General features: G+C 61.7%; 6 protein-coding genes and 2 pseudogenes. 6 read left to right on the top strand and 2 right to left on the bottom strand.

Translation table 11 applies throughout. The annotated features are described in order from the left end of the window. Positions 1-980: 980 nt before the first annotated feature. The 5 genes from ACFOYU_RS15715 (at position 981) to ACFOYU_RS15735 (ending at position 8,816) form a co-directional block, all read left to right on the top strand. A complete protein-coding gene (locus ACFOYU_RS15715; protein WP_377034313.1) occupies positions 981-1,511 on the top strand; it encodes a DUF421 domain-containing protein in 531 nt (176 codons plus the stop codon). Between the two features lie 1,031 nt (positions 1,512-2,542). Continuing rightward, positions 2,543-4,717, top strand: coding sequence for a PAS domain-containing protein (locus ACFOYU_RS15720; protein ID WP_377034314.1), 2,175 nt, complete (start codon positions 2,543-2,545; stop codon positions 4,715-4,717). A 154-nt stretch (positions 4,718-4,871) separates the two neighbouring features. Then, positions 4,872-6,917 carry a CHASE domain-containing protein gene (locus ACFOYU_RS15725; protein ID WP_377034315.1) on the top strand — a complete coding sequence of 682 codons (2,046 nt, stop codon included), beginning with the start codon at positions 4,872-4,874 and terminating at the stop codon, positions 6,915-6,917. 365 nt (positions 6,918-7,282) lie between these two features. After that, complete coding sequence (locus ACFOYU_RS15730; protein ID WP_377034316.1) at positions 7,283-8,224, top strand: BON domain-containing protein; 942 nt, start codon at positions 7,283-7,285, stop codon at positions 8,222-8,224. A 346-nt stretch (positions 8,225-8,570) separates the two neighbouring features. Continuing rightward, entirely contained in the window at positions 8,571-8,816 is a 246-nt protein-coding gene (locus ACFOYU_RS15735; protein WP_377034317.1) for a hypothetical protein, read from the top strand. Positions 8,817-9,258: 442 nt separating this feature from the next. Here the strand turns inward: ACFOYU_RS15735 and ACFOYU_RS15740 are convergent, their stop codons facing one another. After that, positions 9,259-9,774 carry a superoxide dismutase family protein gene (locus ACFOYU_RS15740; protein WP_377034318.1) on the bottom strand — a complete coding sequence of 172 codons (516 nt, stop codon included), beginning with the start codon at positions 9,772-9,774 and terminating at the stop codon, positions 9,259-9,261. A 128-nt stretch (positions 9,775-9,902) separates the two neighbouring features. Next, positions 9,903-10,328: pseudogene (locus ACFOYU_RS15745) on the bottom strand (Rieske 2Fe-2S domain-containing protein); the annotation flags it as partial. On the opposite strand from ACFOYU_RS15745, the pseudogene groEL reads away from it, so the two are divergent. Further along, positions 10,323-10,536 (top strand): annotated as a pseudogene (gene groEL, locus ACFOYU_RS15750) (chaperonin GroEL); the annotation flags it as partial. The pseudogenes ACFOYU_RS15745 and groEL overlap by 6 nt on opposite strands.

Consider the following 10,536-nt stretch of genomic DNA (forward strand, 5'->3'; position numbering starts at 1 on the left):
GCGGGGGCGGTAGTGAGGGCGGCCATAGTGCCAGGCTTTGCTGACAAGACTATCGCCGGTTTTCGCAGACGCCATTGTGCCTGACACGAGGGGCGAGGCCGTTGCGCTGCCTTGAGACAAGAAGGCTGCGGCCCCGATTGCTCCGGCCATAGCTGCAATCCTGATGAGATGCATGCATTCCTCCGTAGATTGATCCGTTCCCGGTGTTTGAACCCAGATCATGCTGCGACAGGTAGAGACTAAGGTGAGAACCTGAATGGGATCTGACGGCCCTCAAGCGAGCGCCCGAGGCGCACAGAGCCATAGCGCAGGTTAAGCGTCGGCAGGGGCCCACGATCTGTGATGCCAGCTTTCTGCACTTGCCTCGCCTCGGCTGTTCTTGAGGTGTGACTGGTGTGACGGTCTTATATTTCAATGATTTAGCCAGTGACACGGATTTTATGATTGGTGTGACCTGTGTGACCGCGATTACCGGAAGTGTCTTGGTGTTGCTAACGCACCCGTACTTTCTGGCAATCATGGAAGGCAGCGCATAAGCCCGAGCCGTCGAGAAGGGGTTAAGGGGAGATTTACCCCCGACGCTGCTTCACCCCACCCCACCCTCCGCTGCCGTGGATGAGGTTACGCTCCAGACCGTGGCTGAGGAAACGACGGCGTTCTGTTTGGGATCTCCCGAGGTGTGCTCGGAGGAACCCCTAAAGGCTCTCTAGGGCTTGGCACTTCAGGAGGCGTGGATGGCGGGATGCCACCAGGTTCCTCGTTCCCAGGAAGGCCAGGAGGCCCGGCAGGCGGCAGAACAGGCTCAGGACTAGGTGCTGGTACGTCCGGCTGTGGCGGGGAAGGGGTATCCGGCTGTTGAGGATCGGGCATATTGCACTCCATCATCAAGCTGTCCTTAGGGAAACCGTTGGCGTTGGTTGCGTTCCCATAGCTCAAGGGTCTCTCCCTCCAGCTCCCATCCGAGAAACGCAGGTAGCGACATGTCAATTGATTGGCAGGAAATGCTCGTCCCTGAACACTCCCTGATCGAGATATTTGTCCGTGGCACGCTGATGTACATCGTGCTGTTCTCGATCCTGCGCTTCTTCATGAAGCGGCAATCAGGTGTGATTGGCATTGCGGATCTGCTCGTCATCGTTCTCATCGCCGATGCTGCTCAGAACGCGATGGCAAACGAGTACAAGTCCATCACGGAGGGGACACTTCTTGTCCTCACCATCGTGTTCTGGAACTTCGCCCTCGATTGGCTGGGCTATCACTTCCCGCTGATCCAGAGGTTCACCCGTCCTCCGCCTCTCCAACTCATCAAAGATGGACAGTTCCTGCGCCGCAACATGCGGCAGGAGATGATTACAACTGAAGAACTGCTGAGCCAATTGCGTCAGCAGGGGGTTAAGGATCAGAGCCAGGTCAAGAAAGCATTCATTGAGGGAGATGGTCGGATCAGCATCATTCGGTTTGACGACGGAGAAGTCGGTGGTCAGACCAATGATCCACGCGACGCCACGTAGTCCGGGTGCAAAACGCCTCTTGCCATTTCTCCTGCAGGAACCGCTCCACCACACCCGGCCCGTTCAGTACACGGGCGGAGATGAGGTTACGCTAACCCGCCTTCGGAATATCATCTCCTCGAGGCTCGGACGGTCGCAGCCCTGGCTCTGGATCTGGCGCCGGGATATCAGGCTGTGGCGGATTGGGTATATCCGGTCTTGGTGAGGGCACGGGAATATTTGGCTGCGGTGTGTCAGGATAGGGGATATCAGACATGGAAATGCCCTCACAATTCTATGAGGAAGCCTCTACCGCCAACGAGGTTCTCGCGCTTATGACTTTGCGGACGGAGATCCAGACAACTGGAAGGAGATAACCCATGCACCTCTTCGGAGTCTTTGACCTCGATACCGGCTGGCGATGTTTATCTGCACAAGGGGCGTCTTGTTGCCGGCAGCTTGGATGAAGCCAAGCCTTGCTGCCACGCTTCCATTGTCAGCTCCGACGAAGTGAATGGGTTGAGGACACCGCCTGGGCATCCGTTCAGGTCCGTCCTGCTCAGACCTCCTGTTGCCGCACAACATGACGTCCGCAAGTTCGGGTCCTGGCACTCCTGCGAGGTAACCGCTTGGTCCGCTTCAGCTCTCAAGAGTTGACGCTCGCCGAGCATCTGGAATGTGAAATTCTGACCCATTTCGGACCATAGGCTTTGTCTGGAGAGTATCGAGCAGCAGGCGAGCTCGAGCGCTCCCGCCAGAGGCTGTCAACAGCGCAGCTTGCCTCAAAAAGCCATAATGATTGGCCTATACGGCCGCTAGGGATGTGAACGGGTCATTGCTTCGCCCATGGCCAGAACACATTGCGCTGATGCGATCTCATTCCTTACCTCCAAAGATCGAAATCTTGGTGCGCCGGCTCCGCTAAGCTGCGACAGAATAGGGTCTAAGGCGGACAGCTCTTTCATCGTGTGGGTAAGATCAGCACCTCAGGGCTGAAGCAGGGAACCGTGACACCATCGACTAAGGAAGCGCCGTCTGCCGACGAGCGTCGCATGCTCCGTCTGCGTCAGGCCGAGGCCGCTCTGGCCGCCACAGAAGCGCGCCTGCGCCGCTCCCAAGAGCTTGGCGGCGCCCATCCTTACGAGTGGGAACTCGCCACAAACAAGCTGATCGCCTATCCCGGGCTGGGACAGCTCTACGGTCTCTCAGCCGACGAGCCGCTGACCTACGAGGCCGTGACCGCCCGCATCCATCCCAAGGATCGCCTACGGGTCAGGGCGGTGCATCAGAGTGCCATCAAGAGCGGCGGACCCTACGGGCAGGAATATCGGGTTGTTCTTCCCTCTGGCGCAATCCGCTGGATTCTGGCGCGTGGTGAGGCCCTTTTGGATCAAGACGGCACGGTTGTCGCTCTGGCTGGCGTTGTGGTCGACGTCACCCAGCAGAAGGAGACAGAGATTGCTCTGAAACAGCGCGAGGCGGAACTCGCCGCCTCGGAGCGGCGCTTCCGCGTCCTCGCCGACGCCATGCCGCAGATGGTGTGGTCCACCCGCCCTGACGGCTACCACGACTACTACAATCAGCGCTGGTACACCTTCACCGGAATGCCGGAGGGCTCGACAGACGGCGTAGAATGGAACGCCATGTTCCACCCGGACGACCAGGAGCGCGCCTGGGCCCGGTGGCGGCACTCGCTGGCCACTGGCGAGCCCTACGAGATTGAGTACCGCCTGCGCCACCGCTCGGGCGAGTATCGCTGGGTGCTCGGTCGCGCCGCGCCGATGCGCACAGAGGGCGGTGAGATCGAACGCTGGTTTGGCACCTGCACCGACATTCACGATCTCAAGCAGGTGGAGCAGGCTCTAGCCGCGAGCGAGGAGTTCACCCGGCGCCTGCTCTCAAGCTCGGATGACTGCGTCAAGGTGCTCGACCTCGACGGCTCTCTCCGCTTCATGAGCGAGGGTGGACAGCGCGTGATGGAGGTCAGCGACTTCTGCCGGCTTGAGGGTGCCGACTGGCTCGGCTTCTGGGATGGTCCTGCGGCCCCTCACGCCCGTGCGGCTGTTGAGACTGCCAGGGCCGGCGGCACAGGGCGCTTCCAGGGCTTCTGCCCGACGGCTGCGGGAACGCCGAAGTGGTGGGACGTGCTGGTCACGGCCATCAAGAGGCCGGGTGGCCGGCCGGAGCGTCTGCTGTCGATCTCGCGCGACATTACCGAGATCAAGCAGGCGGAAGATCAGGCTGCCGAGACGGCCGAGCGCTACCGCCTCGCGTCCCGTGCCACCAACGATGCGATCTGGGACTGGGACCTGGCCACCGACCACATCCAGTGGAACGAGGCGGTGCAGACGCTTTTCGGCTACCCGCCCGAGGACGTGGGCCCGTGCGGGAAATGGTGGAAGGAGCACATTCATCCTCATGACCGTGAGCGAGTGGTGCAGGACATACATGCGGTAATTGATGGCGAGCGCACCCACTGGTCGGCGGAGTACCGCTTCCAGCGGGCGGACGGAACCTATGCGACGATCTTCGACCGCGGGTATGTGCTGCGGGATGAGACGGGGACGGCGACCCGCATGATCGGTGCCATGCTCGACATCTCCGAGCGGAAACAGGCGGAGTGGCAGCTTCAACTTCTGCACCGCGAGCTTGGGCACCGGCTCAAGAACGTGCTCACGATGGTACAGGCTATTGCATCGCAGACCCTGCGCAACGCCGCCTCCCTGGATGAGGCCCGAGAAACTCTGGCGGCGCGCCTGGTCACCATGGGCAAGGCACAGGATGTTCTCATCGACGGTACCGCTGACGAGGCCGACATCGCTACGGTCCTGACCTCGGCCCTCGAGCCGCACGGCCACGGTGAGACGGGCCGCTTCCGTCTGCGTGGTCCCAAGCTTCGGCTCAGCTCGGGCTCGGCTTTGTCGCTCGCGTTGTTGGTGCATGAACTCGCCACGAATGCCATCAAATACGGTGCTCTCTCTGTGCCAGAGGGTTATGTCGATCTGGTCTGGACGATCACCGAGGACGAGGAACCCTGCTTGGCGCTGCGCTGGTCCGAGCACGGGGGACCACCAGTTGGTGCACCAGCCTGCAAAGGATTCGGCACGCGGCTGATCACGCGTGGGCTCGGAGGCGATACGCGCAGCCAGGCGCACCTCAACTATGACCCTTCAGGTGTGATCTGCACCCTTACTGCTCCGCTAGAGGACATGAAGGGTAGTCACTGACGCCGATGGTCAGTTTCGCCGCGGGAATGTGCACCTTGCACAGCTCTGACGTCCGTCTATATCTGGTGTCTCTCCCACCCCCTATTACCTATGCTGTATGCAGGAGCGGACCGGTTTCCGCTCACGAACCGCTTTCGACCAATTCGGACCGTCAATGCTGAAACAGCCACGCCGCTGGCGTATGCTCATTCCTCTTGCGACCCTGTTGGGTGGGCTGACGGCATCGGTGCTTGTGGCGGTGAGCCTGTTGAACCTCGTTGACACCCGTGACCGCCTCAGCTTCGAGCGCAGAGTGGATCAGGCCCAGGATGCGATCCGGGACCGTCTCGACACTTACGTCACCCTGCTGCGTGCCGGTGTCGGCCTGTTCAACGCCAACCATCTCGATATCGACAGGGAGGCGTTTCAGGCCTTCGCAGCCGGGCTGCGCCTGAAGAAGGATTACCCGGGCATCCAGGGCATCGGGTACACCGCTCGCGTGAAGCCTGACGAACGAGAACCCTTTGTCTTGGCGCAGCGCCAGCAGGGCAGTCCGTCGTTCAGGATTTGGCCCGATCATCCTCGCCCGGAGTCCCATTCCATCATCTATCTTGAGCCACAGGAGCGTCGTAACGCAGCTGCCATCGGCTACGACATGTTCTCGGAGCCGATCCGCAGGGCAGCCATGGAGCAGGCAAGGGACACGGGTCAGCCGGCAGCGAGCGGAAAGGTCGAGCTGGTCCAGGAGATCGACGAGACGAAGCAGGCCGGGTTCCTGATCTATGTGCCGGTGTATCGCGGCGGGGCTACACCCCTGACGACGCCGGAGCGACAGGACGGGCTGGCCGGGTTCGTCTACAGCCCCTTCCGCGCGGATGATCTCTTCACCGCCGTCTTCCAGGGCGGGCGCAACCCAGGATTGGAACTAAGGGTCTATGACGGCCCGCCTTCCTCCCAGAACCTCCTGCACCGATCCGGCCCGCTGCCTGACGGTTCAGGCGAACGGGCTGCCCGTTATACGGACACCCGCACACTCGACGTCGCTGGGCGCCGATGGACGATTGCGTACCTCAGCAGCCCGCAATTGGAACAGAGGTCAACCCGGTCGCTTGTTCCCCTCTTCTTCGGCGGCGGCCTGATTGCCACTTTCCTGGTTTCCGGTGTGCTATGGGCCCAGATCAAGGCGCGCTCGGCCGCTGACGAGAAGAGCCGGGAGGCTCAGCATGAGCTGGAGGAGCGACACCGAGCCGAAGAGGGGCTGCGAGAGAGCGAGGAGAGGCTGCGCCTGGCTCTGGAGGCCGGCAGGCTCGGCACTTGGGAGTTGGACCTTGGCACCAAACGCCGCCTGCTGTCACCGCGCTCAGCAGAGATCTTCGGCGTTCCAGCCGACGAACTTCTGGACCTTTCGACATGGCAGGCTGTGATTCATCCCGATGACAGGGGGCGGGTCACTTCAGCATTTCAGGAGGCTTTGGAAGGCAGGGTGCTCTATCGGGCGGAGTTCCGGGTTCTGGCCAAGGACGAGAGAGAGCGCTGGGTTAGCTCCCAAGCGGTCGTGCATCGTGACAGGTCCGGTGCCCCCGAACGGGTGGTCGGGATCCATCAGGACGTCACCGAGCGCAAACGCTGGGAGGAGCATCAAGTGCTCCTGGTCAACGAGCTGAACCATCGAGTGAAGAACACCTTGGCCACGGTTCAATCCATTGCGACGCAGACCCTGCGGAATGCCCCAACGACAAAAGAGGCCAAGAATGCTCTTGAGGGACGCCTCCTGGCGCTCTCCCGTGCGCACGACGTGCTGACCCGGGAGAACTGGGAGGGGGCGGAACTGCGCGAGATCGCAGCCCAGGCACTAGAGCCCTACAGCAGTCGCGGCGAGGATCGCCTGCATCTGAAAGGCCCCAAGGTTCGTCTGCCGCCCCGCATGGCGCTGGCACTGGCCATGGTGCTCCAGGAGCTTGCGACGAATGCGGTGAAGTATGGTGCCCTGTCCAATTCGACAGGTGAGATCAGGATCACCTGGAAGGGTGATGGCAAGCCTCCTGCACGGCTTCACCTCCAGTGGGAAGAGAGTGGAGGGCCGCCTGTCCAAGCGCCAACCCGAAGAGGGTTCGGGACTCGGTTGATCGAGCGCAGCCTGGCTCAGGAGCTTGATGGAGAGGTTCGGATTGAGTTCGCCGCAACCGGTGTGACCTGCACGGTGAACGCTCCGATCGCATGATCCGTGAGTTGCACGGGATCCTCTTTGTGTCTCCCCCAAGCGTTCGCCATCAGAGGGAGCCGCTGGCCTTCAGCACTTGATCAGCAAACGTCGCCCGACGCACCACGCAGAAGAATGCCGAACTTCCGTAGTTATAGGGTAAGCTGAAGCTCATAAGGCCACGCCCAACGCCTCAGTTTGCCCACAGGAGACAGCGAGGTGGGCGCATTCAGCTGGGTAGCGGCAGTACATGCCCAAGTTCCTCAGGGCTGAGTGACTATGCAGCCCATCCGGATCCGCTCGGAACAGATCGATATGCCTTCCGTTCTTCGGTTAGGCTGTCCACGGCGGCAGCCTTCTCATGTTGATCAAGAAGGAGCCGACTCATGGCAGACAATGATCGCTGGAGGAATGACCAAGGACGCTACGGCTACCGTGATGACGATCGTGATCGCTGGCGGAGCGAGGGTGATCGGCGCGGCGGCCGTGGTGGCGAGTATCGTGGCGGCGGCTATGGCCGTGACCAAGGTTCGGATGAGGGCTTTATCGCCCAGCGCGGCTTCGGCAACCGGAGCGCCGGCTATGACCGTGATCGAAATCGTGGAGATGACAGGGCCGGTTCGAGCGGCGGCCGCGACTATGGTGGCGGATACGGCGCTGAAGGGTACGGCAGTTCGTATCAGGACTATGGGCGCGGCAACAACGAGCGCGGCTATGGCGGCAATGACTACAACCGTGGCTTCTATGGTGCCAATCAAGGCTATCGGGGCGAAGAGCGCGGCCCTCACCAGGACACTTGGGGCTACCGCGGCGAACGCAGCGGCTGGGACCGAGCCACGGACGAGATGGCCTCCTGGTTTGGCAACGATGATGCGGCTCGTCGGCGCGAGCAGGACGCCCGCCAGGGTGACCAAGGTGCCCAGCATCACCGCGGACGTGGTCCGAAGGGCTACACCCGCTCGGATGATCGCATTCGTGAGGACGTGAACGACCATCTCACGGATGATCCCTATGTGGATGCCTCCGAGGTCGAGGTAAGTGTCTCGAACTGCGAGGTAACGCTGACCGGAACAGTCGACAGCCGCGAGGCCAAGCGCCGGGCCGAAGACTGTGCCGAGCGGGTCTCGGGCGTCACCCACGTGCAGAACAACCTGCGGGTCCAGCAACAAGGCATAGGCCAGGGCACGGCTGCCGGCACCGCAGGCAGCATGGGCATCGGCAGCACCACGGGGGCAGCCGGCACAGGCCTGAGCGGCGCCCAGGGTGGTAGCACACAGGCAGCTACGACTGGTGGCACCAGCCGGCGGAAGTCTGGAGTAACCACCTGAGTTACGGCTCAAGGAGGCACAGGCGTACTGTGCCTCCTATTCTCCAGAACCGCAGAGGATTGAGGTGCCATCGAATCAAGAGCATCGCTCAAACTTCGAGCCTGATCAGCACATCAAGGAGCGCGTTTACAATGAAGGCGTGCTTATAGCTCGCAACGATGGCTGACAGACTTGTGGGCAGCCGAGCACGAATAGCGTGATCCGAACATCAGAGGCTAACCTGGCGCCAGCACGCGGTCGCCGTACTAGGCCCAGCATCTCGCCTGTGGCCATGACCTGCGGCTCAAGGATGGAACGAAACACACCGGAGCCGCCTTGAGCCTGATGTTCGCTATAAGGATCGATGATGAACCCAGTTGTCCTGAGCAGCCCCGGACAGCCCCGCTCTCCGGGTGATGAGCCCACGCCCGGCGGGCAGATCCCGGGTGAGATGCCATTCTCTTCCGAACCTGACGAGATGCCGGATCAGGGACCGACCGGCCCCAGAACACCATACCCCGTCAATGGTCCCGGGATTGGAGATCCGGCAGGACCAGGCTCGGAGCCGGATTACCTGCCCGGCAAGCCCGGCAATCCACTGCCAAGGTTCTGATGGAAAGCCCCGCCCGACGCGAGTAGGGTGGGGCTGCTCTGTCTTGCGTTACTGCCGCGATGCATTCGTCCCGAGCAAGGATCACGATGGTCGCTAAGTAGATGAGCTGATACGGGCAAAAAGTGCTCGCCACGCTGTAGGTTATGGCGTCGTTGGCGTGACGGGGATCTCCTGTGGTGTGGTCGGCGGCAGTCCGATGAGCTCAGGCTGCGGTGCCTCAGGAGGAGTGGGTGGGCTGACAGGAGCCGGATTGGGATCTGCCGGAGTTGGTTCAGGATAGGGTTGGTTCGGCAGAGGAATCGGCATCTTGTAAAGCTCCACTGTTTCTGCATGGACCTGTGACAAGCACTATGAACGCTCACTGAGGAATACCCGCCGAGAGTGCTGCTGTCGGGTTCAAGCATGTATCTCCATGGCACCCGTCAGTGCTCAACAGTTCGGGCTACTTTGCCACCACGGCACAGGCGAGACGGTCACCGGCTTCGCCAGAGGGCTGCGAGCGGTAGTCATCCGCTTTGGCATGGATGAGAATGGCTGATCCGTCCTGATCGAACAGGCTGCCCTCACCGGTGCCCAGGGTCACGTTGGGATTGATCACGTGGGCGCGCAGCTTACCATCTTGGCCGACGAACTGGTTGGGCATGTCGCCGGCATGCGGACCACCCTCGGACTGATGGCCGTGTTTTTGCCCCTGCAGGCTGTAGTGGTCACCAGCGGACTCGAAGCGGGTGTTCGGCTCGCACTTGCCAGTTTCATGAATGTGGAAACCGTGCTCACCGGCCGGAAGCCCTGCGACATCGACGTTGATCAGGACACCATTGGGCGTCTGGGTCAGGGTGGCGCTGCCCACCTGCTGGCCTTTAGCATCGACAAAGGTGGCCCGAGCCGTCTGCGGTGACTGGGCGAGACCTGGCCCTGTCAGCGCCAAGAGACAGACAATGCCCAACAACGGTGTCATCATCGCTTTCTCCCGATTGGTTGCGTCAGTGGTACGGTGCGCTCTGGCACAGCCTGCGCTATCTGTCATCGCTCAATCGGTCCAGGGACCAATGGTTCCGAATTCAGCCTGTACGCCCCATTCCGCCATTAGATTGAGCGCGGCGGCAATGGCTCACGCGCGGGGCCGTGGATCACGGTCCCATCGGTCTCGAACATCGAGCCATGGCAGGGACAATCCCAAGTGCGATCCGCATTGTTCCAAGTCACGGTGCAGCCCTTGTGCGTGCAGCTTGCCGAGAGGGCATGCAGATCGCCATTGTCATCTCGCCATACAGCGATCTTCTCGTCCCCGCGGGTGATCACCCCGCCTGCGCCCGGTGCAATCCGGGCCACATCGTCGACGAGAGACTGCGTATCGCCACTCTGGTGGAAGTCCTCGGGCGTCGGCCGGCTCGGGTCGTAGAGATCGCCCCACAGACGTGAGCCGGTGGAGATTTCAGAGGCGATCGACAGGCCCGCAGCGGTGCCGTTGCTGATGCCCCACGCATTGAAGCCCGTCGCCACCGCCGCGCCAAACGGGTGCGGATCGAGAAGGAGAATACCACGATCATCGATGGGGCGGGTGCGACCGACGCGATTGAAGCCCGGGTTCAGCAGATCAAGGCGCAGATCGAGGAGACCACCTCGGACTACGACCGTGAGAAGCTCCAGGAGCGTCTCGCCAAGCTGGCGGGCGGCGTGGCCGTCATCCGCGTCGGCGGCGCCACCGAGGTCGAGGTCA

The sequence above is a fragment of the Microvirga sp. GCM10011540 genome, from assembly GCF_042650665.1.
Lineage (GTDB): Bacteria > Pseudomonadota > Alphaproteobacteria > Rhizobiales > Beijerinckiaceae > Microvirga > Microvirga lenta.